Origin of the sequence: Aminobacter sp. BE322 (assembly GCF_050433525.1) — a bacterium.
In the GTDB taxonomy this organism is placed as follows: domain Bacteria; phylum Pseudomonadota; class Alphaproteobacteria; order Rhizobiales; family Rhizobiaceae; genus Aminobacter.
Genome location: NZ_JBNPXB010000003.1, coordinates 61,127 through 83,915, shown reverse-complemented (window position 1 = coordinate 83,915; position 22,789 = coordinate 61,127). Strand labels below are relative to the sequence as shown.

Here is a 22,789-nt window from a genome sequence, read left to right as displayed (position 1 = left end):
GCATCTTGCGCAATGATGAGGCGGCATCCTATTTACAAGGCAAAGCCTCTGAACCGATTCTGCCCGTCCGGCGCTGGAATCCCATCTCGATAAAGGGATAGTCGATGAAGAACCCCGTCGAAACATACATGAACCTCGTTCCGATGGTGGTCGAGCAGACCAATCGCGGCGAGCGGGCCTATGACATCTTCTCGCGCCTGCTCAAGGAGCGCATCATCTTCATCACCGGCCCGGTCGAGGACGGCATGGCGACGCTGGTCTGCGCCCAGCTTCTTTTCCTCGAGGCCGAGAATCCGAAGAAAGAGATCAACCTCTACATCAACTCGCCCGGCGGCGTGGTCACCTCCGGCATGGCGATCTACGACACCATGCAGTTCATCAAGCCGGCGGTCTCGACGCTCTGCATCGGCCAGGCCGCCTCGATGGGCTCGCTGCTGCTCTGCGCCGGCCACAAGGACATGCGCTTCGCCACGCCCAACGCCCGCATCATGGTGCACCAGCCCTCCGGCGGCTTCCAGGGCCAGGCGTCCGACATCGAGCGCCACGCCCAGGACATCATCAAGCTCAAGCGCCGCCTCAACGAGGTCTATGTCAAGCACACCGGCAAGGACTACGACACCATTGAAAAGACGCTCGACCGCGACCATTTCATGACTGCCGACGAAGCCCGCGACTTCGGCTTGATCGACAAGGTGATCGAGAGCCGTGAAGCGGTCGAGGGTGCGTCTGCCCAGTGATTTGGCCCTCCAGCCCGGCTGTTCGCACACAATTCGCATTTTTGGGATGCTCTGCGGCATTTCAGACACAATTTGCTGTTCCCTCGACCGGCGCGGCGGCCTACGTTAAGGCAGCGTTGAGCTTCGACGGCTTAGCGTCGTGCCTGGGTGCCGCGAATCGTTGCAGCGACTTCTGAAATGTGTGCTGGTAGGGAACTCGTTGCGGCGGCCAGGGATGGCGGTGACGGCGTTCGGCGTTAGATTGCATTTGCGCCCGCAAGCCAGGCGTTCGGCTGGGCGGCAGTGAAAGGACTTGGACAATATGAGCAAGGTCAGCAACGGCGGCGGCGACTCCAAGAACACGCTCTATTGCTCGTTCTGCGGCAAGAGCCAGCATGAGGTGCGCAAACTCATCGCCGGCCCGACCGTATTCATCTGCGACGAGTGCGTCGAGCTGTGCATGGACATCATCCGCGAGGAGAACAAGACCTCGATGGTGAAGTCGCGCGAAGGCGTGCCCACCCCGCAGGAGATCCTCAAGGTGCTGGACGACTACGTCATCGGGCAGCCCTACGCCAAGCGCGTGCTGTCGGTGGCCGTCCACAACCACTACAAGCGCCTGGCCCACGCCGGGAAGAGCAACGACGTCGAACTGGCGAAGTCGAACATCCTGCTGATCGGACCGACGGGCTGCGGCAAGACGCTGCTTGCCCAGACGCTCGCCCGCATCATCGACGTGCCCTTCACCATGGCCGACGCGACGACGCTGACCGAAGCCGGCTACGTCGGCGAGGACGTCGAGAACATCATCCTCAAGCTGCTCCAGGCCGCCGACTACAACGTCGAGCGCGCCCAGCGCGGCATCGTCTACATCGACGAGATCGACAAGATCAGCCGCAAGTCGGACAACCCCTCGATCACCCGCGACGTGTCGGGCGAGGGCGTCCAGCAGGCGCTGCTCAAGATCATGGAAGGCACGGTTGCTTCCGTGCCCCCGCAGGGCGGCCGCAAGCACCCGCAGCAGGAGTTCCTGCAGGTCGACACGGCCAACATCCTGTTCATCTGCGGCGGCGCCTTCGCCGGCCTCGACCGCATCATCTCCGACCGCGGCCGCAAGACCTCGATCGGCTTCGCCGCCACGGTCGCCTCGCCCGAGGACCGCCGCACCGGCGAGCTGTTCCGCCAGGTCGAGCCGGAGGATCTGCTGAAGTTCGGCCTGATCCCCGAATTCGTCGGCCGTCTGCCGGTGCTGGCGACGCTCGAGGACCTCGACGAGCCGGCGCTGATCCAGATCCTGACCGAACCGAAGAACGCTCTGGTCAAGCAGTATCAGCGCCTGTTCGAGATGGAGAACGTGGATCTCACCTTCCACGAGAACGCGCTGTCGGCCATCGCCAAGCGCGCCATCGAGCGCAAGACCGGCGCCCGTGGCCTGCGTTCGATCATGGAGGCGATCCTGCTCGACACCATGTTTGAGCTTCCGGCGCTGGAAGGCGTCCAGGAAGTGGTGATTTCGGAAGAGGTGGTGTCCGGCAATGCCCGGCCGCTCTACATCTACGCCGAACAGAAGGAAAAGAAGGGCAGCGTCAGCGCCTGAGGCCTGACGGATCGGCCTATTCCGCTCTCGCGAACGGCGCCCCAGCGGCGCCGTTTGCACGTATGGAGCGCCGCCGGCCACACGTCTTCCAAGCGCTGTCGTGTTTGGCCTTGATGTTTACCCGACGAAGCTCCAACTAACGGACAAGAGGCGATGGGTTGGGTTACGTGCTGTAATGCCGCGCGGTAATCGGCGGTAGGCGGAACCGTCCATGGTCGTTAATATGAGATTCGCGGTTGGCGCTCGCGCGGTCGCGATATGAAAGGTTGGACAATGGCCAAAATATCCCGCTCTTCCGGCGAAGGTACCTTCGCAGTCCTGCCGTTGCGCGACATAGTCGTGTTCCCGCACATGATCGTCCCGCTCTTCGTGGGGCGTGAAAAGTCGATCAAGGCCCTGGAAGAGGTGATGGGTCAGGAGAAGCAGATCCTGCTCGCGACCCAGATGAACGCGGCAGACGACGATCCCGAGCCGGATGCGATCTACGACGTCGGCACGCTCGCCAATGTGCTGCAGCTGCTGAAGTTGCCGGACGGCACCGTCAAGGTGCTTGTCGAGGGCACCACGCGCGCCAGGATCGCGTCCTTCACCGACAAGCCCGATTTCCATGAGGCCCGCGCGCTCGTCCTGAGCGAGCCGGAGGAAGAGGAAGTCGAGGTCGAGGCGCTCGCCCGCTCGGTGATTGCCGACTTCGAAAACTATGTGAAGCTCAACAAGAAGATCTCGCCCGAAGTGGTTGGTGCCGCCAGCCAGATCGACGACTATTCCAAGCTCGCCGATACGGTCGCCTCGCATCTCGCGATCAAGATCACCGAGAAGCAGGAGATGCTCGGCACGCTTTCCGTCAAGGAGCGTCTCGAAAAGGCGATGGGCTTCATGGAAGCCGAGATCTCCGTCCTGCAAGTGGAGAAGCGCATCCGCAGCCGCGTCAAGCGGCAGATGGAGAAGACCCAGCGCGAGTACTACCTCAACGAGCAGATGAAGGCGATCCAGAAGGAGCTCGGCGAGGGCGAGGACGGCCGCGACGAGGCCGCTGAGATCGAGGCGCGCATCAAGAAGACGAAGCTCACCAAGGAGGCCCGCGAGAAGGCGGAAGCCGAATTGAAGAAGCTGCGTTCGATGTCGCCGATGTCGGCTGAATCCACCGTCGTGCGCAATTACCTCGACTGGCTGCTGTCGATCCCGTGGGGCAAGAACTCCAAGGTCAAGCAGGACCTGAACTTCGCCCAGAACGTGCTCGACACCGACCACTACGGCCTCGACAAGGTCAAGGACCGCATCGTCGAGTATCTGGCCGTGCAGAGCCGCCAGAAGAAGCTCAAGGGCCCGATCCTGTGCCTCGTCGGACCGCCCGGCGTCGGCAAGACCTCGCTCGGCAAGTCGATCGCCAAGGCCACCGGACGCGAGTTCGTGCGCATGGCGCTCGGCGGCGTGCGTGACGAGGCCGAGATCCGCGGTCACCGTCGCACCTACATCGGCTCGATGCCCGGCAAGGTCGTCCAGTCGATGAAGAAGGCGAAGAAGTCCAACCCGCTCTTCCTGCTCGACGAGATCGACAAGATGGGTCAGGACTTCCGCGGCGATCCGTCGTCGGCGCTGCTCGAGGTGCTCGACCCGGAACAGAACGCCACGTTCATGGATCACTATCTGGAGGTCGAGTACGACCTCTCGAGCGTGATGTTCGTGACGACGGCGAATACGCTGAACATCCCTGCGCCCCTGATGGACCGCATGGAGATCATCCGTATCGCCGGCTACACCGAGGACGAGAAGGTCGAGATCGCCAAGCGGCACCTGATGCCGAAGGTGGTCCGCGACCATGCACTCCAGCCCAAGGAGTTCTCGGTTTCGGAAGAGGCGATCCGCGCCGTGATCCAGACCTACACCCGCGAGGCGGGCGTGCGCAGCCTCGAGCGCGAGCTGATGAAGCTCGGGCGCAAGGCCGTGACCGAGATTCTGAAGACCAAGAAGAAGTCGGTGAAGATCACGCCGGCCAACCTGGACGACTATCTCGGCGTGCCGCGCTATCGCTTCGGCCAGGTCGAGGGCGAGGATCAGGTCGGCGTCGTCACCGGGCTTGCGTGGACCGAGGTCGGCGGCGAGTTGCTGACGATCGAAGGCGTCATGATGCCCGGCAAGGGCCGCATGACCGTCACCGGCAACCTGCGCGACGTCATGAAGGAGTCGATCTCGGCGGCTGCATCCTACGTCCGCAGCCGCGCCATCGACTTCGGCGTCGAGCCGCCGCTGTTCGACAAGCGCGACATCCACGTGCACGTGCCGGAAGGTGCGACGCCCAAGGATGGTCCGTCTGCCGGCACCGCGATGGCGACCGCTATCGTCTCGATCCTCACCGGCATCCCGGTCAGGGCCGACGTGGCGATGACGGGCGAGATCACGCTGCGCGGCCGCGTGCTGCCGATCGGCGGTCTGAAGGAGAAGCTGCTTGCGGCGCTTCGCGGCGGCATCAAGAAGGTGCTGATCCCGGAGGAGAACGCCAAGGACCTGGCGGAGATCCCGGAGAACGTGAAGAGCGGCATGGAGATCATCCCGGTCAGCCGCATGGGCGAGGTCATCAAGCATGCCCTGGTGCGCCAGCCGGAGCCGATCGAATGGACCGAGCCGGTCGAAGTGCCGGCGGCCAAGTCCGACGCTGGCGAGGACGCCGGCAAGGGCTTCGCGCATTAGTCGCACCTAAGGTTGCGATGCGAAAACGGAAAGGCCGGGCTCACGCCCGGCTTTTTCATGTGAAAAACCCCGGAATTCCGGGCTTTTTCCATTTTTTTGAGACCTTTTTGACTTGGTTGTGCCCGAACCTTTTTCTAAAGTCCGTCTCCTACCGGCTGAGTCTAACTCCCGGTTTTCTCATGGAAGGGAATTCAATGAACAAGAACGAACTAGTGTCCGCTGTCGCCGAGGCTGCCAAGCTCTCCAAGGGCGACGCGCAGTCCGCTGTCGATGCCGTGTTCTCCGTCATCACCAGCGAACTGAAGGGTGGCGGCGACGTCCGGCTTGTCGGTTTCGGAAATTTCACCGTGTCGAAGCGTGCAGAGTCCACTGGCCGCAACCCGCAGACCGGTGCGGAAGTGAAGATCCCGGCCCGTACGGTCCCGAAGTTCTCGGCCGGCAAGGGCCTCAAGGACGCGGTCAACTGATCGCTTCCCAGCCGTGACTTGTCGAAAAGCCGGGCTTGCCCGGCTTTTCTTTTGCCCGAAGCCGGGGGCTTGGGCCGCGTGCCCGGCCGTATCAGTGGATTTCGGTCTTCGACCGGCTGATGAAGAAGCCGTGGCCGTCGTTGCGGGCGCAGCTCAGCCCAGCCTTGGTGGATGTGCAGCTGAACGGCCCCTTCTTCCAGCTGTTGCCGTACTCCAGCGTGTGCGAACCGTCGCAGCAGCCGGTGTCGCCGACGTTCTGGTAGCGCTTCGCCTTTCCGGCCTTGCCCAGGACGAACCTCTGGTAGGTCGGCTCGATGCGGTCGCAGCCGAGTTCGGGACCGCCGTCCTCGGGCATGTAGACGTCCGAGCCGCCGGCGGGCGTGTACTGGCAGCCGACATTGCCCGAGGGCATGTTGAAGTAGATCACGCCGCCGTCCGCGGGGAAGGTCTGTTCTGCGGCACTCGCGTCGACCGCAACCAAGGCGGCCACCGCCAAGAGAATAGTTCGCACGTTGCCCTCCCGTCCGGTTCCAGATCCCGACGATAACATCGGTGCCTGGATGTCGAACAGGCCGGCGTGCGGCCATTGCCGAGGCCGGCTCAGGGGCAGGGGCGACGTCGGGCCGACAAAAAGGGCCGCGACTGCGGCCCTTTCGTGTCTCGGAGCAGGTCGGGCTCAGGCCTTGACCACGAATGCCGCGCGCGGCAGCTCGGACAGAACTTCGGCGCGGTTGCCGCGCAGGATCACGATCTCCTCGAGGCGCAGGCCGAAGCGGCCCTGCAGATAGATGCCCGGCTCGATCGAGAAGACGTTGCCTTCCTGCAGGATGGTTTCCGACGTGCCGGTGATGTAGGGCGGCTCGTGGATGTCGATGCCGAGCCCGTGGCCGGTGCGGTGCAGGAAGTACTCGCCATAGCCGGCGGCGGCGATGACGTCGCGGGCGGCCTTGTCGACCTCCTTGGCGGCGATGCCGGGCTTGGCCACGGCGATCGCGGCCTGCACGGCGCGCTCCAGCACGCCATGGACCTCGTCGAAGCCTTCCGGCTTGTCGCCGAACACGCCGACGCGGGTCATGTCGGACGGATAGCCGTCCTTGCGGCCGCCGATGTCGATCAGCACCGCCTCGTTGGCCTTCAGCTTGCGGGCGCCGGTGTGGTGGTGCGGGAAGGCGCCGTTCTCGCCGAAGCAGACGCTGACGAATTGGGCCTCGGCGCCGTTGGCCGCGTAGAAGTCGCGGATCGCCTGGCCGACCTCGAGCTCGGTCACGCCCTCCTTGAGGGCGGCGAAGCCGGCCTTCATGGCGCCGTCGTTGAGCACCGCGTTCATCTTGAGCAGTTCGTACTCGGCGTCGTCCTTCTGGCCGCGCAGATAGCCCACCGTGTCGGTCAGGAAGCCGCGGGCGGCACCGGGCAGCGCGTCGATGGCGAGCAGGGCGAAGTCGGCGCGCATGGTCTCGTCGAGGGCGATCTTGAGCTCGGTGCGACCCGCACCGCAATCGTTCAGAAGCCGTGACAGGGCCTCGTTGGGGCCGGCGGCGTCGGTCCACGGATAGAACGGCAGCTTGGTGAAGGGGCGCTGGCTGTCGGCGTTCAGCGCCGGCATCAGGAAGCCCGCGTGCTTCTGCGCCACGATCAGCAGCACCGGCCGTTCGTCGCCATGCGGCGACATGCCGGTAAGCCACACCAGGTGCGACGAGGGGCCGACGACCACGAGGTCGGTTCCGGTTTCCGCCATGCGCTCGCGCAGCAGCGCCATCCGCTCTTCGTACATAATCCTTGCCTTCCGAGGTCTTCGATTTTCGAGGAATCAAGAGAAAGGGCCGCCCTCGCGGGCGGCCCTGAGGTAAGCCAGGTCAGTTCTTCTTGACGAGGCGGTAGTAGACGAAGTCCGAGGTTGCGCCGTTGACGTAGCCTTCGACGTTCTTGGCGCGCGCCACCTGGGTCGCGGCCTGGAACATGATCACGATCGGCGACTTCTCCTGCACCTTCTTCTGCAGGTCGATGTACATCGCGCTGCGCTTGGCCGGATCGGCCTCGGCAAGCGCCGCCTTGGTCTCCTTGTTCAGCTCCTCCGGCACGGCCCAGCCGTTACGCCACGTCGTGGTCGACTGGTAGTTTCCGTCCGAATTGTCTTCGTTGTAGGCGAAGGCCTTGGCGTTGGAATGCGGATCCATGAAGTCAGGGCCCCAATAGAGCAGCATCGCCTCGTGCGTGCGGGCACGGTACTTGGTGATCACCTGCGAGCCGGTGCCCGGGATGATGTCGAAGTTGATGCCGGCTTCGGCGAAGCTCGCCTGCAGCGACTGCGCCATATCGGTGAACGGCGTCGAGTTGATGACGTCGAGCGTCACCTTGATCGGCGTCTTGATGCCGGCATCGGCCAGGATCTGCTTGGCCTTGGCCGGATCGTAGCTGTAGGGCGTCTCGTCGAGCGAACCCGGGAAGCCCGACGGCCAGAATGCCTGGTGCGTCTGCATCTGGCCCTTGAGGAAGGTGTCGGTCATGCCCTTGTAGTTGACCAGGTAGCGGGCGGCGTCCCACACGGCGGGCGGCGTCAGCGACTCGGTCTTCTGGTTGAACGAGAGGAAGTGCACGGCCGCCTGCGGATAGGTCTCGGTGGTCAGGTTGTCCTTGCCCGCGAGGCTGGCGATCTGGTCCGAGGTCAGGTTCTTGGCCATGTCGACGTCGCCCGACTGCAGCAAGAGCTGCTGGGTCGCGGCTTCGGCGACGTGACGGATGATCACGCCCTTGATGGCCGGCGCGCCGTTGAAGTACTCGGGATTGGCCGTCAGGTTGATCAGTTCGCCCGGGCGGAAGGCCTTGAGCACGAACGGGCCGGTACCGGCCGAATTGGACTTCAGCCACGCATTGCCCATGTCGCCACTGGCTTCGTTGGCCTGCAGCGTGACTGCGTCGACGACCGAGGCGGGGCGGGCGGCGAGCACGTTCAGCACGAAGGCCGACGAGAAGTCGCCGTTATACTTCACCACCACCTTGTTGCCGTCGGCCGTGACCATCTTGTCGTAATTCTCGGGCGTCCAGCCGAGCTGCGTCAGGATGAAGGCAGGCGCCTTGTTGAGTGTGACCACGCGCTTCCACGAATAGACCACGTCCTCGGCGCGCAGCGGATTGCCCGAGCTGAACTTGACGCCGTCGCGCAGCGTGAACGTGATGGTCTTGTTGGCGTCGTCGACGGCCCATTCCTTGGCGAGGCCGGCGGCCAGCGTCTTGGTGTCGGCGGCGTCGTACTGCACCAGGCGGTCATAGGTCTGGGCGACATATTCGCCCGACGAGAACTCGTAGGCCTCGGCCGGGTCGATGCTGACGATGTCGTCGATGTTCTGCGCCACCACGAGAATGTCTGCCGGCGTTGCGGCCAGGCTGGCCATCGGCGTCATCGGCATCGCCAATGCTGCGGCGAGCAGCGCTGCCCTGAACATTTTGGTCATTTTCTCTCCTTTTTGGTTCCCGTTGTCTTTGTCTCGGCCTTTGAACCGCGTAGGGCCGGATGCTCCGTGCGCGACCTGAACATCGGCAGCGTGCCGGTCCAGAGCATGCGCGCGAACTTGTCGGTGTCGTTCGACCAGGAATGCGGGCGATTGCCGCGGAAATGCAGGCTGTCGCCGGCCGAAAGCACCATCTCTTCGTTCTCGAGGCGCTGGGTGATCGAGCCTTCGAGAATGAACAGGATTTCCTCGCCCTCGTGGCTGACCGTCTCTGAGCGGTAGCCGGGCGGAACGTTGAGGATGAAGGAGGAGAGCACGTTGCCGGTGAAGTCGGCGGCAATGCGCTCGTAGACGATCGACGAGCCGTCGACCGAGAATCGGTTCCGCTCGCCTTCGCGGGTCAGCCCGTCCTCCGCCGAGGGGGTCGCGATGAAATAATCCACACCCACGTCGAGGCTGCGCGCGATCTGGGCGAGGGTGCCCAGCGATGGGGTGGCGTGGTCGCGTTCGACCTGACTGAGGTAACCCACGGAAATGCCCGCGGCGTCACACAATTCCTGCAGTGTCATCCCGAGCCGTCGGCGGCGCGCGCGGATCAGCGCGCCCACTTTCGGCTGGCTGGATGCGGTGCTCTTCGTGGCCTCCGGCGACACTATGAATTTTGCTCCCATCAAAATTTTTTTGATCTAAGCAAAATTGTTTGTATAGTCCAAGCGGAATTTTGCTCGACAGAAAACATCCGTGCCGCACGAGCGGCGCGGCCAATGTGGTAGGAACCAACACCGCGTGGCATCAGAAACCGACTCCGCCGCACAGGCGCTTCCAACAGGGCCTGGCGGCTCGTCGCGCAATGCGCGGCACGCCTGGAAAACGGTGAAGGGCGTGCTGGGCGTCCTGGCCGCGGTCGCCTTCACCTTCCTCGGCCTGCTTGCCATCACCTTCTTCATCGGCCGCGTCGTGCCGATCGATCCGGTGCTGGCGGTGGTCGGCGACCGTGCCCCGCGCGCCGTCTACGAGGCCGCCCGCATCGAGATGGGCCTCGACAAGCCGCTCGTCGTCCAGTTCTTCGACTATGTCGGCAATGTGCTTTCCGGCGATCTCGGCATGTCGGTGTCGACCGGCAAGCCCGTCGCCGAGGACCTGGCCCGCGTCTTCCCGGCCACGTTGGAGATGGCCACGCTCGGCATCATCATCGGCGTGCTGCTCGGCGTACCGATGGGCGTCTATGCTGCCAGCCGCCAGGGCAGCCTGCTCGACCAGGTCATCCGCGTCGTCGGCCTGCTCGGCTATTCGGTTCCGGCCTTCTGGCTCGGCCTCGTCGGCCTCGCGCTGTTCTACGCCAAGCTGCAGTGGGTCGGCGGCCCCGGCCGCCTCGACATCTTCTATGACGGCATGGTCGACCCGGTGACGGGCCTGATCCTGATCGACAGCCTGATCGCCGGCGAAACCGACATCTTCTTCAACGCCCTGTCGCACATCGCACTGCCGGCGGCCGTGCTCGGCTTCTTCAGCCTGGCCTACATCGCCCGCATGACGCGTTCGTTCATGCTCGACCAGCTGGCGCAGGAATATGTCACCACCGCCCGCGTCAAGGGCGTGCCTGAGCGGCTGGTGCTCTGGCGCCATGCCTTCCGGCCGATCCTCGTGCCGCTCATCACCGTCATCGGCTTGTCCTATGCCGGCCTGCTCGAAGGCTCGGTGATGATCGAGACCGTCTTCTCCTGGCCCGGCATCGGCAACTACCTGACGACGGCGCTGCTCAACGCCGACATGAACGCCGTGCTCGGCTCGACGCTGGTCATCGGCGCGGTCTTCATCGGCATCAACAAGATTTCGGACGTGCTCTACCGCGTCCTCGACCCGAGGGCACGCTGATGGCGACCACCCGCGACTGGCTTCTCGACGATTCCCCGTCCTCGCGCCTGCAGGCGCGCCTCGGCCGCAGCTATCGTCTGTCGCGCGCCCTGATGCGCAACCCCCTGGCCATGGTCGGCGCGTTCATCGTGCTGACGCTGATCCTGGTTGCGTTGTTCGCGCCGTGGATCGCCACGCATTCGCCCGTCACCCAGGACCTCGGCATGCGCCTCAAGCCGCCGAGCGCCGAAAACTGGATGGGCACCGATGAGCTCGGCCGCGACATCTGGAGCCGCGTCGTATACGGCGCGCGCATCACCCTGATGATCGTGGCTCTGGTGGCGGTGCTCGCCGCCCCGGTCGGCCTCGTCGTCGGCGCCGTCGCCGGCTATTTCGGCGGCTGGACCGACCGCATCCTGATGGGCATCACCGACATCTTCCTGTCGATGCCCAAGCTGATCCTGGCGCTCGCCTTCGTCGCGGCCCTCGGGCCAGGCATCCAGAACGCCATCATCGCCATCGCCATCGCCACCTGGCCGGGCTACGCCCGCATCGCCCGGGCCGAGACGCTGACCATCCGCAACTCGGAATTCGTGTCCGCGGTCGAGCTGCAGGGCGCCTCGTCCTTCCGCGTCATCGCCAACCACATCCTGCCGCTGTGCACGTCGTCGATGATCATCCGCGTCACGCTCGACATGGCCGGCATCATCCTGACCGCCGCCGGGCTCGGCTTCATCGGCCTCGGCGCCCAGCCGCCGCTGCCCGAGTGGGGCGCGATGATCTCGCGCGGCCGCTCCTTCATCCTCGACCAGTGGTGGGTGGCGACCATGCCGGGCTTCGCCATCGTCATCGTCAGCCTCGGCTTCTGCTTCCTCGGGGACGGCCTGCGCGATGTCCTCGACCCCAAGCATGGAGACCGCCAATGAGCGCCCTGCTTGAAATCGAGAACCTGCGCGTCACCTTTCCGACGGCGCGCGGCCCCGTCGACGTGGTCAAGGGCCTGTCGCTGACGCTCGGCCGCGAGCGTCTCGGCATCGTCGGCGAAAGCGGCTCGGGCAAGTCGATGACCGGCCGCTCGATCCTGCGGCTGATCCGTGCCCCCGGCCGCGTCACAGCCGACAAGCTGCGTTTCGACGGCGTCGACCTGCTCGCACAGTCGGAGAAGCAGATGCGCGCCATCCGCGGCGCCCGCATCTCCATGGTCATGCAGGACCCCAAGTTCTCGCTGAACCCGGTCATGACCATCGGCGCCCAGATCGCCGAGGCGATCCTGACCCACCAGAAGCTCGGCCGCGCCGACATCAAGGGCCGCACGCTTGCCATGCTGGAGGCGGTGCGCATCAATGACCCCGAGCGTGTGCTCGGGCTCTACCCGCACGAAGTTTCCGGCGGCATGGGCCAGCGCATCATGATCGCCATGATGCTCATCCCCGAGCCGGACCTGCTGATCGCCGACGAGCCGACCTCGGCGCTCGACGTCTCGGTCCAGGCGCAGGTGCTCGAGATCATCGACGATCTCGTCAAGCGCAAAGGCATGGGCCTGATCCTGATCAGCCACGACCTCGACCTGGTCTCCGCCTATTGCGACCGCATCCTGGTGATGCGCGCCGGCGAGGTGGTGGAGGAGTGTGCCGCAGGCGAGCTCCGCAACGCCGGGCATCCCTATACGCGCGGCCTGCTCGCCGCGATCCCGCGTCTCGACGAGGACCGCGAGGAGCTGCCTGTTTTGCTACGCGACGAGGCTTCGACATGAGCGCGCTGACGATCGAGAACCTCGACATCTCCTATGGCGATTCGAGGGTCACCCACGACATCAGCCTGTCGGTCGCCGAAGGCGAGAGCTTCGCGCTCGTGGGCGAAAGCGGCTCGGGCAAGACCACCGTGCTCAAGGCCATCGCCGGCATGGCCAGGAACTGGACCGGTACCATCACCGCCTTCGGCCAGGCGCGCACGCCGGGCATCGACCGCGGCTTCGCCCGCAAGTGCCAGATGGTGTTCCAGGATCCCTACGGCTCGCTGCACCCGCGCAAGACGGTGGACGCGACGCTGAGCGAGCCGCTGGCCATCCACGGCATCTCCGACAATGGCGAGCGCGTCGACGAGGTCATGCAGTCGGTCGGCCTCGACCGCCGCTTCCGCTTCCGCTTCCCGCACCAGCTTTCGGGCGGACAGCGCCAGCGCGTCGCGATCGCTCGGGCGCTGATCCTCAAGCCCAAGCTGTTGCTGCTCGACGAGCCGACGTCGGCGCTCGACGTGTCCGTGCAGGCCGAGATCCTCAACCTGCTCAAGCGCCTGCGCCGCGAGCAGGGGCTGACCTATCTGATGGTCACCCACAATCTCGCCGTTGTCTCCTTCCTCTGCGACCGGCTCGCCGTCATGCGCCATGGCCGCATCGTCGAGGTCGCGGATGTCGACCAGCTCAAGCGCGGCGCGCTCGAAAATCCCTATTCGCGCGAACTGATCGAGTTCAGCGCGTCTCACGCCAAGGCTTGAAAACCTTGACGCCTCCCAAACTGAAGTCCCAAGCCTGAAATATCGAGGTAAGTCATGACAGAAACCGCATTCGCCGAGGCGCTTGCCGCCTTCGACGCCGCCATTGCGACCACGACCGAGGTCGAAGGCGTGTGGAAGGCTCTCCAGGCGCTGGCCGACGTGGTCGTCGGCGCCAAGCTCTTCACCGTCATGAAGCTCGACTGGGCCAACGAGCGCTCGGGCCGCACCTACACCAGCCACCCGGAAACCTATCCGGTTTCCGGCACCAAGCCGATCAACCGCACGCATTGGTTCGACACCATCCACGTCGAGCGCCAGCCCTTCGTCGCCAACACCATCAAGGACATCGCCGAGGTTTTCCCCGATCACGAGACGATCTGGTCGCTCGGCTGCGGCTCGGTGCTCAACTGGCCGGTCTTCGTGGCCGACAAGCTCGTCGGCACCGTCAACATGCTGCATGAGGAACACTACTACACGCCGGTGCGGGTCGAGGCGGCCAGGCAGCTTTCGCTCGCAGCCAAGGCGGCCTTCCTCGCCGTCGAGCACCTCGAACGCCGATAGTTTTTGCCGTGCCGGCTGGCCCTCGGGCCGGCCGGCTGCTAGCGGCCAGCTACCAATGCCGGAATGGGCAGCACCGCGCTGTCTTCGTCGAGGATCGAGAAGCTGTAGCGCCCGGCCTGGTCACGCTCGACCGAATAGGTCAGGCGTTCGGCGATGTGGTTGTCCTTGTCGAAGGTCAGCACGCGCGGCTTGAGCACGGTCAGCTCGCTTTCGTCCACGTAGGCCGAATTGCAGATGATCACCTGGTCGCCGGCCTGGCAGGTGCGGGCGGCGGCACCGTTGAGGATGCAGCAGCGCGAGCCGCGCTCGCCGAGGATCACATAGGTCGAGATCCGGGCCCCCGAATTCTTGTTCCAGATCTCGACGAATTCCATCGGCAGGATGCCGGCGGCCTCGCAGTGGTCCGGGTCGAGCGTGATCGAGCCGTGGTAATTGAGGTTGGCCTCGGTGATGTGGATGCCGTGCAGCTTGCCGGCGACGATCTTCCGCATTCTTCCTCCTCCTAAGCCAGCGTCGTTCTTACATTCCCAGCAGCAGCGCGCCGCCGGTGAGCCCGGCGCCTGCCGCCGCCAGCAGCAGCTTGTCGCCGCGCCGGAACGGCTCGGCCCGCTGTGCGATCGACAGCGATAGCGGGATCGTCGCGGCCGACGAATTGCCGTAGTCGGCGATGGTCTTGACGATCCTGTCGTCGGCGATGCCGAGCGATTTGCCGACGGCGTTGAAGATGCGGGCATTGGCCTGGTGCGGCACGAAGCGGCTGACGTCGGTGGCGGTCAGACCTGCTGCCGCCATGGCTTCCTGCGAACAGCGGCTCATCATCTCGACCGCCTTGGTGAACACCGCGCGGCCGTCGGCGATGGTCATGCGCGTCTCGGCGATGTCGAGTTCGTCGGCGAAGGGCCGGTTGCTGCCGCCCGCCGGAATCTGGATCAGGCCGTAGCCACCGCCATCTGCGGCGACCGACGCCCCCAGGATGCCCTGGCCGGGGTCGCCGGAGGGCGCGAGCGCCACGGCCCCTGCCGCGTCGGAGAACAGCACGGCGCTCGCCCGCTCGGCCGGGTTGATGCGGCGGCTCAAAATGTTGGCGGCGATGACCAGGGCAGGCTTGTTGTGCAGCCGCACGAAGCCGTCGGCGAAGGTCAGCGCATAGATGAAGCCGGCGCAGGCGCCGGCGAGGTCGACGCCGCCGGCGTTGGCGAGGCCGAGCCTGTGGGCCACCAGCGGCGCGCTCGGCGGCAGGAGGTGATCGGGCGTCGAGGTGGCGAGCAGCAAAAGCCCGATGTCGCGGCGCCCGATTCCTGCAGCCTCCAGCGCCATGTCGCCGGCCGTGGCGGCCAGTCCGGACAGCGTGTCCCCAGGCGCGGCCCAATAGCGCGTGCGGATGCCGGTGCGGCCCTCGATCCAGCCGGCGTCGAGCCCGAGGCTCACCTCGATCTCGGCGTTTGCCACCTTGCGGCCCGGCACGTGGTGGCCGAAGCCGGCGATGCGCGCCGTGCGGCTCATCTCGCGCCGCCGGCCAGTTCGGCCGCCTCGTCGACGGCGTCGTAGAGCCGGTCGAGGTCGCCCGAGGTCACGCAATAGGGCGGCAGCATGTAGACGACATTGCCGAGCGGCCGGACCAGCAGGCCGCGCTCGAGGAAGAACGCCCGCAGCTTCGGACCGACTTCCGCCAGATAGCCTGCCTTGCCGACGCGCAGGTCGAGTGCTGCGATGGTGCCGGCCGTGCGCACATTCTCGAAGCGTGGATCGTCGCGGAAGCGCGCGACCTTTTCCGCCTGCATACGCGACAATGCCGCCACGCGCTCGGCCACCGGTTCGTCCCGCCAAAGCGCGACATTGGCGAGCGCCGCGGCGCAGGCGATGGGGTTTGCCGTGTAGGAGCTCGAATGGAAGAAGGTTTTGGTGCGATCTTGCGAAAAATGCGCCTGGAAGACCGCGTCGGTCGCAAGCGTCGCCGCCAGCGGCACCGAACCGCCGGTCAGCCCCTTCGACGTGCAGAGGATGTCGGGCGAAATGCCTGCCTGCTCGCAGGCGAACATGGTGCCGGTGCGGCCCCAGCCGGTCATAACCTCGTCCGCGATGAGCAGCGTTCCCGAATGCTCGGCGATGCGCTTGAGTTCGCTCAGCACCCGGGCCGGATACATCAGCATGCCGCCGGCGCCGAGCACCAGCGGTTCGACGATGAGTGCGGCGGCCTTGCCGTCGCGGGCCAATGCCTCAAAGCGGTCGAGCGTCTCTTGCTCGCGTCCCGCCGCCGGGAAGGGGATGGTGTCGACCTCGAACAGCAGCGGCTCGTAGGCCGAGTTGAACACGCCGCGCGCGCCGACACTCATCGTGCCGATGGTGTCGCCGTGGTAGCTGTGCTCCATGACGACGATGCGCGAGCGGGCGGCACCGTTGTTGCGGTGGAAGCCGAGCGCCATCTTCAGCGCCACCTCGACGCTGGTCGAGCCGCTGTCGGAGTAGAACACCCAGTCGAGCCCCGGTGGCGCCATGCCGACCAGCGCGGACGCCAGCTGTTCCGCCGGCGCGTGGGTCAGCCCGGCGAAGATCACCTGGTCGAGTGTCTCGGTGGCGTTGCGGATCGCCTCGACGATCTTCGGGTGGCGATGACCGTGGGTGATGACCCACCAGGACGAGATCGCGTCGAGGATGCGCTTGCCGTCGGCCGTCTCGACATAGGCGCCCTCGGTGCGCGCGATCGTGGGCGGCACCGGCTCGGTGGCGTGCTGGGTGAAGGGGTGCCAGACGGCGGAACGGCTCATGGCCGGGCCTCCAGGAAGTCGGCGGCATTGAACGACGCCCGCATGGCCGTGGCCAGCGTTTCCGGCGTCAGCGGGTCGAGGCGCGGCAGTCGGCCGAGCACGCGCACCTTGCCCATCTCGGCGATGGTGCGCTGCGTGTCCGCGTTTTCGTCGCCGATGAAGGCGACGCCCAAAAGCGGGATCGCGCGGCTGCGCAGCGCGTCGATGGAGAGCAGCGTGTGGTTGATCGTGCCGAGCCCGGTGCGGGCACAGAGCACCACGGGTGCCGCCCAGCGCGCGAAGACGTCGATGTAGAGCGTGCGCCGGTTGACCGGCACCATCAGCCCGCCCGCGCCTTCGACGACCAGCGGCCGCTCGGTTGCGGGCAGGGCGAGAGCGTCGGCATCGATCTCGACGCCGTCGAGCTCGGCGGCGCGGTGTGGCGACAACGGCTCCCTTAGTCGCCAGGCTTCCGGCAGGACCCGATCCCGAGGCAAGCCGGCGAGCCGGGCGACGATCTCGCTGTCGGTCTCCTCCTCGATGCCCGACTGCACCGGCTTCCAGTAGACGCCGTCGAGCAAAGCGGTCAGGCAGGCGGCGAACACGGTCTTGCCGATACCGGTGTCGGTGCCGGTCACGACGATCCTTGCCGGCGTCTGGGCCGTCATCGCGAGCATTCCTCTGCGAGCGCCGCGAACAGTGCCGCAACATCGTCTTCGCCGACATTCAGCGTCAGCGAGATCCTGAGCCGCGCGGTGCCCTCGGGCACGGTCGGGGGGCGGATGCCGCGCACGTCGAAGCCGCGCGCCTGCAGCGCCTCGGCAAGTTGCATCGCGCGCGCGTTGTCGCCGATGACGACGGGCAGGATCTGCGAGCCGCTCGGGCTGAAGCCCAGCGCCTCGGCCCTGGAGCCGGCCAGGTCGACGAGCCGCGCCAGCCGCTCGCGACGTTCGGGCTCGTCGGCAACGATGTCGAGCGCGGCTGCCGCCGCAACCGCCATCAGCGGCGAGGGCGCCGTGGCATAGATGAAGGGCCGGCAGCGGTTGACGAGATAGTCGCACGGCACGGCAGGCGCTGTAACCAGCGCGCCCGAGGCGCCCAGCGCCTTGCCGCAGGTGTGCAGGACAACGACATTGTCGCGGCCTTCGAGGTGATGCGCCAGCCCGCGGCCCTCGGGACCGTAGACCCCGGTCGCGTGCGCCTCGTCGACGAACAGGAAGGCCTCGTGCCGGTCGGCCACCGCCGCAAGTTCGTCAAGCGGCGCGCGGTCGCCATCCATGGAATAGAGGCTCTCGGCGACGATCCACGCGCGGCCGATGCCGCCCTTGCCGCGCCAGCTCCTGATGGCGTCGTCCACCGCGCCGGCGTCGTTGTGCCTTGCCTCCACCACCTCGGCGCGGCCGGCGCGTGCGCCTTCGTGGGCGCTGGCGTGGATCAACTCGTCGAGCACGATCAGGTCGCCTTTTTGAGGCAGGGTGGTCAGCACGGCGAAATTGGCGACATAGCCGCCGCCGAAGAACAACGCCCGCTCGGCGCCGAAGAATTTTGCCGCCTTCTGCTCCAGCGCCTCGTGCTCGGGGTCGTTGCCGCGCAAAAGCCGCGAGCCGGTGGCGCCGACCGGCGTGCCATTGGCGAGCGCTGCGGCGACCGCATCGGCCAAGCGCTTCGAGCCTGCCAGTCCGAGATAGTCGTTGGAGGCGAAGTCGAGCCCGGCGCGGCCTGTCAGCGTCCTCAGCCGGCTCTTGCGGGCCAGCCCGCGCAGGCTGGCCTCGTAGCGGTCGAGCAAGGCCCGGCCGGTCACCCCGCGTCGCGCTCCATCGGCTGGATGCCGAGACGGCGGAACAGGGCTGAGTCCTTGTCTTCCTCGGGATTGTCGGCGGTCAGGAGCGTGTCGCCGACGAAGATCGAGTTGGCGCCGGCGAAGAAGCACAGTGCCTGCATCTCGTCGCTCATTGCCGTGCGCCCGGCCGACAGCCGCACATGCGACTTCGGCATCATGATGCGGGCGAGCGCTATGGTGCGCACGAACTCGATCGGCTCGATCGGCTCGGCCTCGCCCAGCGGCGTGCCCTCGATCGGGATCAGCATGTTGATCGGCACGCTGTCGGGATGCTCCGGCAGGTTCGCCAGCGTCACCAGCATGTCGACACGGTCGGCCTTTTCCTCACCCATGCCGACGATGCCGCCGCAGCAGACCTTGATGCCGCTGTCGCGGACATTGGCCAGCGTATCCAGCCGGTCGGCGAAGCTGCGGGTGGTGATGATCTCGTTGTAGTAGCGCTCGGACGTGTCGATGTTGTGGTTGTAGTAGTCGAGGCCGGCCTGCTTCAGCCGCTGCGCCTGGTTGAGATCCAGCATGCCGAGCGTCATGCAGGTCTCCATGCCGAGGTCCTTGACGCCCTCGATCATGGCGACGACGGCGTCCATGTCGCGCTCCTTGGGGCTGCGCCAGGCGGCGCCCATGCAGTAACGGGTGGCGCCGGCATCCTTGGCCTTCTTGGCTTCGGCCAGCACGCGCTGCACTTCCATCAGCTTGGAGGCCTTGAGGCCGGATTCGTGATGCGCCGACTGGCTGCAATAGCCGCAATCCTCGGGGCAGCCGCCGGTCTTGATCGACAAAAGCCGCGACAGTTGCACCCGGTTGGGATCGAAATTCGCGCGGTGGACGGTCTGGGCGCGGAAGATCAGGTCGTTGAAGGGCAGGTCGTAGATTGCCTGGGCGTCCTCGCGGCTCCACTGGGGACGTGCCCCGTTCAGCGGCTCCGCGGCTGCGTTCAGGTGCAAATCGGCGTTCATGCGCGCTCCATAGCCTAGATCGTCCCCACCGGGGCGGGACCATTGCCCCGGTCAGGCGGCCGTGTCCAGTCCAATATCGAGGATCGGCGCGCTGTGCGTCAGCCAGCCGACGGAAATGAGGTCGACGCCGCTGGCGGCGATCGCCGGTGCGGTGGCGGGATTGACCCGGCCCGAAGCTTCGGTGATCGCCCGCCCGCCGACCATGCGCACCGCCTCCGTCAGCATTTCCGGCGACATGTTGTCGAGCAGCACCGCATCCACCCCGAGTGCCAGCGCCTCGTCCAACTGGCCGAGCGTGTCCACCTCGACCTCGATCTTGACCAGGTGGCCGACATTGGCGCGGGCCCGTTCGATGGCCGGGCGGACGCCGCCGGCAATGGCGATGTGGTTGTCCTTGATCAGCACCGCGTCGTCGAGGCCGAAGCGGTGGTTCGAGCCGCCGCCGCAACGCACGGCATATTTCTCCAGCGCGCGCAGGCCGGGCGTGGTCTTCCGCGTGCAGACGATGCGTGCCTTGTGGCCGGCGACGGCATCGACGATGCCTGCGGTTGCGGTGGCGATGCCGCTGAGATGGGAGAGGAAATTGAGCGCGACGCGCTCGCCGGTCAGCAGGCCTCGGGCGGGGCCGGTCAGCGTGGCGATGACTTCGCCGGGCGCGACGCGGCTGCCGTCGGGTTTCGAAATCGCAATGACAATTGTGGGGTCGATGAGGCCGAAGGCGAGAACCGCCAGGTCGAGCCCGGCCACCACGCCCGGCTGGCGTGCCGCCAGCACCAAATTGGCCTGAAGGTCTGCCGGCACGATGGCGTCGGTGGTGATGTCGCCGGCGCGGCCGAGATCTTCCAGCAGTGCTGCGCGAACCAGCGGTTCGAGCATGATCCGGGGCAGGGGGGCGAGGTGCATGGTCAGGCGCTCCGGGCCAGCGGGATGAGGTCGAGTTCGGCGGCGATCGTCGCCGCCGCGTCGAGCGTGAGTTTCGAACGCCGCGCGACGGCGCCCCTGGTCGGATAGTCGGTGCGGCAGTGCGCGCCGCGGCTTTCTTCGCGGCCGAGCGCCGAGACGGCCATCATCAACCCCACCGCCGCCGGGTCGGCGTCCGCGCCGGTGCCGGTGGCGAGCGGCAGCAGGGTAGATGCTGCCTCCCTCAGTCCGTCGCCGTCGCGCAGCACGCCGAGCGCCTGCGAGACGATGGACCGCACCGTGGACGCGTCCGGTCGAACCGGCACCTGTTGCGGCCGGATTCGCGCTGCAGGCCCGTTCGTTGTTTCCCTGACGCTGCCGGCCACCCAGCCGGCGGCGACGACCGCTTCGGTCAGCGAGTTGCTGGCGAGGCGGTTGGCGCCGTGCAGGCCGGTCGAGGCCACCTCGCCGCAGGCCCACAGGCCGGGTACGGAGCTGCGGCCCTCGGCGTCCACCGCCACGCCACCCATGTGGTAGTGCGCGGCGGGCCGAACGGGGATCGGGTCGACGGCCGGGTCGATGCCGGCCTCGCGGCAGAACGCATCGATGGCGGGGAAGCGCGCGGCAAAGCGCGAGCCGAGGCAGGCGCGCGTGTCGAGGAACACTTTGTGGCCGCGGGCGAGGTGGCGGAACACGCCGCGCGCCACCGCGTCGCGCGTGCCAAGCTCCGCGCCCGGCAGGTCGGCGAGGAAGCGGCGCCCGGTCTCGTCGACGAGCACGGCACCTTCGCCGCGCACGGCCTCGCTCACCAGCCGCATCGGACGCGCCGGCGTGTCCAGCGCGGTCGGGTGGAACTGCACGAATTCGAGGTCGGCAAGCTCGGCGCCGGCGCGGGCGGCGAGCGCCAGCCCCTGGCCGAAGCAGCCGAGCGGATTGGTGGTGTCGCGGAACAGGCCGCCGACGCCGCCGGTTGCGAGCACGACGCGGCTGGTGGCGAACACGATGTCGCCCTCCCGGCCGGCCGCCAGCACGCCCGAGATGGCGCCGTCCTCGACGGCGAGCCGCCGCGCCGCAAAGCCTTCCAGCACTGTGATCGACGGCGTGCGGCGCACTGCAGCCACAAGCGCGCGCACCAGTTCCCGCCCGGTGGCGTCGCCGCCGGCGTGGACGATGCGGCGCCGGCTGTGCGCGGCTTCCAGGCCTAGCGCGATGCTGCCGTCGGGCGCACGGTCGAAGCCGACGCCGAGACGCTCCAGCCTTTCGATTGCCAGCGGCGCGGCCTCGACGATGCGCCGCACGACCGCTTCGTCGCAGAGGCCGTCGCCGGCAGCCAGCGTGTCGGCGAGGTGCAGCTCGGGCGAGTCGTCGCTGCCCACAGCCGCCGCCAGCCCGCCCTGGGCCAGCGGGCTGGAGGCTTCGCCGCCCAGAGGTGCAGCGGACACCAGCACCACCGGTTCGGGCGCCAGTTCCAGCGCCGTCATCAGCCCCGCGATGCCGGCGCCGACGATGACGGGGCGACCGGCGAGGCCGCGGAGATCGGTGTTCATACCGCCAGCATCCGCTCGACGGCGAGCCGCGCCCGCGCCGAAAGCTCCGGCTCGATGGTCACCGGATGGCGCATCTCCTCGAGGGCGGTGCGGATGTTGGCGAGCGTGATGCGCTTCATGTGCGGGCAGAGGTTGCAGGGGCGGATGAACTCGACGTCGGGATGGTCGACGGCGACGTTGTCGCTCATCGAGCATTCGGTCATCAGCACCACGCGGGCCGGCTTCTCCTTGCCGACATAGTCGGACATGGCCGCCGTCGAGCCGGCGAAATCGGCCACCGCCACCACTTCCGGCGGGCATTCGGGGTGGGCCAGCACGGTGACGCCCGGATGGGCGGCGCGCAGTTCGTGGATGTCCTCGGGCGTGAAGCGCTCGTGCACCTCGCAATGGCCCTTCCAGGCGATGATCTCGACATCCGTCTGGGCGGCGATGTTCTGCGCCAGATATTCGTCGGGCAGCATGATGACGCGCGGCACGCCGAGCGATTCCACCACCGCCTTGGCGTTGCCGGAGGTGCAGCAGATGTCGGATTCGGCTTTCACGGCGGCCGAGGTGTTGACGTAGGTGACGATCGGCACGCCGGGGTAGCGCTGCCGCATCAGCCTCACGTCCTCGGCCGTGATCGAATCCGCCAGCGAGCAGCCGGCGCCCATGTCGGGGATCAGCACTGTCTTGCCCGGATTGAGCAGCTTTGCCGTCTCGGCCATGAAATGCACGCCGGCGAGCACGATCACGTCGGCCTCGACGTCCATCGCCTTGCGGGCCAGCGCCAGGCTGTCGCCGACGATGTCGGCCACGCAGTGGAAGATTTCGGGCGTCTGGTAGTTGTGCGCCAGGATGACGGCGTTACGCTCGCGTTTCAGCCTCAGGATCGCGTCGATGTCGTCGGTGAAGGCCGGCCATTCGATGGCGGGAATGACCTTTTCGACACGGCTGTAGAGCGTGGCGGCGGAGGGGGAAATGCCAGACATCGTCATCCC

The 22,789-nt window shown here is 66.6% G+C and carries 22 protein-coding genes; 9 read left to right on the top strand and 13 right to left on the bottom strand.

The genetic code is table 11. The features are described from left to right. Window positions 1–104: 104 nt before the first annotated feature. The 4 genes from J2X50_RS06530 to J2X50_RS06515 all read left to right on the top strand — a co-directional run bounded on the left by J2X50_RS06530 (window position 105) and on the right by J2X50_RS06515 (window position 5,468). The gene (locus J2X50_RS06530) at window positions 105–737 is read left to right on the top strand and encodes an ATP-dependent Clp protease proteolytic subunit (protein ID WP_340037649.1); all 633 of its coding nucleotides are present in this window, start codon (window positions 105–107) and stop codon (window positions 735–737) included. A gap of 301 nt (window positions 738–1,038) precedes the next feature. Beyond that, complete coding sequence (gene clpX / locus J2X50_RS06525) at window positions 1,039–2,313, top strand: ATP-dependent Clp protease ATP-binding subunit ClpX (protein ID WP_340037648.1); 1,275 nt, start codon at window positions 1,039–1,041, stop codon at window positions 2,311–2,313. Window positions 2,314–2,586: 273 nt separating this feature from the next. Beyond that, on the top strand, window positions 2,587–5,001 hold the full coding sequence (gene lon, locus J2X50_RS06520) for an endopeptidase La (protein ID WP_429093075.1): 2,415 nt from the start codon (window positions 2,587–2,589) through the stop codon (window positions 4,999–5,001). A 194-nt stretch (window positions 5,002–5,195) separates the two neighbouring features. Further along, complete coding sequence (locus J2X50_RS06515; RefSeq protein ID WP_340037646.1) at window positions 5,196–5,468, top strand: HU family DNA-binding protein; 273 nt, start codon at window positions 5,196–5,198, stop codon at window positions 5,466–5,468. A gap of 91 nt (window positions 5,469–5,559) precedes the next feature. On the opposite strand, the gene J2X50_RS06510 is transcribed toward J2X50_RS06515, so the two are convergent. The 4 genes from J2X50_RS06510 to J2X50_RS06495 all read right to left on the bottom strand — a co-directional run bounded on the left by J2X50_RS06510 (window position 5,560) and on the right by J2X50_RS06495 (window position 9,585). Next, window positions 5,560–5,979, bottom strand: a complete 420-nt coding sequence (locus J2X50_RS06510) for a DUF6636 domain-containing protein (RefSeq protein ID WP_429093072.1) — start codon at window positions 5,977–5,979, stop codon at window positions 5,560–5,562. A gap of 165 nt (window positions 5,980–6,144) precedes the next feature. After that, window positions 6,145–7,239, bottom strand: coding sequence for a M24 family metallopeptidase (locus tag J2X50_RS06505; RefSeq protein WP_429093069.1), 1,095 nt, complete (start codon window positions 7,237–7,239; stop codon window positions 6,145–6,147). Window positions 7,240–7,321: 82 nt separating this feature from the next. Further along, on the bottom strand, window positions 7,322–8,917 hold the full coding sequence (locus J2X50_RS06500) for an ABC transporter substrate-binding protein (protein ID WP_429093067.1): 1,596 nt from the start codon (window positions 8,915–8,917) through the stop codon (window positions 7,322–7,324). Beyond that, window positions 8,914–9,585, bottom strand: coding sequence for a helix-turn-helix domain-containing protein (locus J2X50_RS06495; RefSeq protein ID WP_347966813.1), 672 nt, complete (start codon window positions 9,583–9,585; stop codon window positions 8,914–8,916). Before J2X50_RS06495 ends, J2X50_RS06500 begins: the two co-directional genes overlap by 4 nt. A gap of 211 nt (window positions 9,586–9,796) precedes the next feature. Here J2X50_RS06495 and J2X50_RS06490 point away from each other — a divergent pair, with 211 nt between their 5' ends. From J2X50_RS06490 to J2X50_RS06470, 5 genes are read left to right on the top strand one after another with little or no spacing between them, the layout of a single operon-like run. Next, window positions 9,797–10,789, top strand: coding sequence for an ABC transporter permease (locus J2X50_RS06490; protein ID WP_429093737.1), 993 nt, complete (start codon window positions 9,797–9,799; stop codon window positions 10,787–10,789). Further along, on the top strand, window positions 10,789–11,694 hold the full coding sequence (locus tag J2X50_RS06485; protein ID WP_429093062.1) for an ABC transporter permease: 906 nt from the start codon (window positions 10,789–10,791) through the stop codon (window positions 11,692–11,694). Before J2X50_RS06490 ends, J2X50_RS06485 begins: the two co-directional genes overlap by 1 nt. Further along, complete coding sequence (locus J2X50_RS06480; RefSeq protein WP_429093060.1) at window positions 11,691–12,521, top strand: ABC transporter ATP-binding protein; 831 nt, start codon at window positions 11,691–11,693, stop codon at window positions 12,519–12,521. The genes J2X50_RS06485 and J2X50_RS06480 overlap by 4 nt, the downstream gene beginning before the upstream one ends. Continuing rightward, window positions 12,518–13,261, top strand: a complete 744-nt coding sequence (locus J2X50_RS06475) for an ABC transporter ATP-binding protein (protein ID WP_429093057.1) — start codon at window positions 12,518–12,520, stop codon at window positions 13,259–13,261. Before J2X50_RS06480 ends, J2X50_RS06475 begins: the two co-directional genes overlap by 4 nt. 54 nt (window positions 13,262–13,315) lie before the next feature. Continuing rightward, window positions 13,316–13,822, top strand: coding sequence for a GAF domain-containing protein (locus J2X50_RS06470; protein ID WP_429093055.1), 507 nt, complete (start codon window positions 13,316–13,318; stop codon window positions 13,820–13,822). 38 nt (window positions 13,823–13,860) lie between these two features. Here J2X50_RS06470 and panD read toward each other — a convergent pair whose 3' ends face one another. The 9 genes from panD to nadA are packed head-to-tail and all read right to left on the bottom strand — an operon-like array spanning window position 13,861 to window position 22,780. Continuing rightward, window positions 13,861–14,313, bottom strand: a complete 453-nt coding sequence (gene panD / locus J2X50_RS06465; RefSeq protein WP_429093052.1) for an aspartate 1-decarboxylase — start codon at window positions 14,311–14,313, stop codon at window positions 13,861–13,863. 28 nt (window positions 14,314–14,341) lie between these two features. Continuing rightward, window positions 14,342–15,325, bottom strand: a complete 984-nt coding sequence (locus tag J2X50_RS06460) for a beta-ketoacyl-ACP synthase III (RefSeq protein WP_429093049.1) — start codon at window positions 15,323–15,325, stop codon at window positions 14,342–14,344. Beyond that, a complete protein-coding gene (locus tag J2X50_RS06455; RefSeq protein WP_429093046.1) occupies window positions 15,322–16,587 on the bottom strand; it encodes an adenosylmethionine--8-amino-7-oxononanoate transaminase in 1,266 nt (421 codons plus the stop codon). The genes J2X50_RS06460 and J2X50_RS06455 overlap by 4 nt, the downstream gene beginning before the upstream one ends. Continuing rightward, window positions 16,584–17,234, bottom strand: coding sequence for a dethiobiotin synthase (gene bioD / locus J2X50_RS06450; RefSeq protein WP_429093043.1), 651 nt, complete (start codon window positions 17,232–17,234; stop codon window positions 16,584–16,586). Before bioD ends, J2X50_RS06455 begins: the two co-directional genes overlap by 4 nt. Further along, window positions 17,231–18,367 (bottom strand): 8-amino-7-oxononanoate synthase, encoded by a 1,137-nt coding sequence (locus J2X50_RS06445; protein WP_429093040.1) that lies wholly within the window; start codon window positions 18,365–18,367, stop codon window positions 17,231–17,233. The genes bioD and J2X50_RS06445 overlap by 4 nt, the downstream gene beginning before the upstream one ends. Further along, on the bottom strand, window positions 18,364–19,362 hold the full coding sequence (gene bioB / locus J2X50_RS06440) for a biotin synthase BioB (protein ID WP_429093037.1): 999 nt from the start codon (window positions 19,360–19,362) through the stop codon (window positions 18,364–18,366). Before bioB ends, J2X50_RS06445 begins: the two co-directional genes overlap by 4 nt. Window positions 19,363–19,413: 51 nt before the next feature. Then, window positions 19,414–20,265 (bottom strand): carboxylating nicotinate-nucleotide diphosphorylase, encoded by an 852-nt coding sequence (gene nadC, locus J2X50_RS06435; protein ID WP_429093034.1) that lies wholly within the window; start codon window positions 20,263–20,265, stop codon window positions 19,414–19,416. A 2-nt stretch (window positions 20,266–20,267) separates the two neighbouring features. Beyond that, window positions 20,268–21,809, bottom strand: coding sequence for an L-aspartate oxidase (locus tag J2X50_RS06430; protein WP_429093032.1), 1,542 nt, complete (start codon window positions 21,807–21,809; stop codon window positions 20,268–20,270). Beyond that, the gene (nadA, locus tag J2X50_RS06425; RefSeq protein ID WP_429093029.1) at window positions 21,806–22,780 is read right to left on the bottom strand and encodes a quinolinate synthase NadA; all 975 of its coding nucleotides are present in this window, start codon (window positions 22,778–22,780) and stop codon (window positions 21,806–21,808) included. Before nadA ends, J2X50_RS06430 begins: the two co-directional genes overlap by 4 nt. Window positions 22,781–22,789 lie beyond the last annotated feature (9 nt).